Annotated in this window: 1 protein-coding gene; it reads left to right on the forward strand. The window is 73.1% G+C overall.

The window, feature by feature from the left end; translation table 11 throughout:
- A partial coding sequence (locus tag NP777_RS47055; RefSeq protein ID WP_256656347.1) for a beta-ketoacyl reductase occupies positions 1-691 on the forward strand: 691 nt, incomplete at both ends.

Genomic DNA, 691 nt, shown 5'->3' on the forward strand with positions numbered 1-691 from the left:
TTCGGCCGAGTCGGAGAACCCCGGCCGGTTCGTCCTGGTCGACGTCGACGATACGACCGAGTCGCTGGCGGCGGTGGCGGACGCGCTGGCGTCCGGTGAACCGCAGGTGGCCGTGCGGGACGGGGCGCTGCGGGCGCCGCGTCTGGCGCGGGCCGCCGTGGACACCGAGCAGCCGCTCGATGTCGATGCCGATGGCACGGTGCTGGTCACGGGTGCGAGTGGCGCGCTGGGTGGTCTGCTGGCGCGGCATCTGGTGGTGGAGCGTGGCGTACGGCGGCTGCTGCTGGTGAGCCGCCGTGGCGACCAGGCACCGGGCGCCGCCGAACTTACTGCCGAACTTGTCGGGTTGGGCGCCGAGGCGCGCTGGGCGGCGTGTGATGTGGCGGACCGGGACGCGCTCGCCGCGGCCCTCGCCGCCATCCCCGCAGAGCATCCGCTGACGGGTGTGGTGCACACGGCCGGTGTGCTGGACGACGGTGTGGTCGGTTCGCTCACTCCCGAGCGCATGGCCGGGGTGCTGCGTCCGAAGGTGGACGCGGCCTGGAATCTGCATGAGCTGACCCGCGACCTCGACCTCTCGGCGTTCGTGCTCTTCTCCTCCGCCGCCGGTGTGTTCGGCAATGCGGGGCAGGGCAACTACGCCGCCGCCAACGCCTACCTGGACGCGCTCGCCCAGCACCGCCGGGCCCAT

The organism is Streptomyces rugosispiralis (genome assembly GCF_024505145.1).
In the GTDB taxonomy this organism is placed as follows: Bacteria; Actinomycetota; Actinomycetes; order Streptomycetales; family Streptomycetaceae; genus Streptomyces; species Streptomyces rugosispiralis.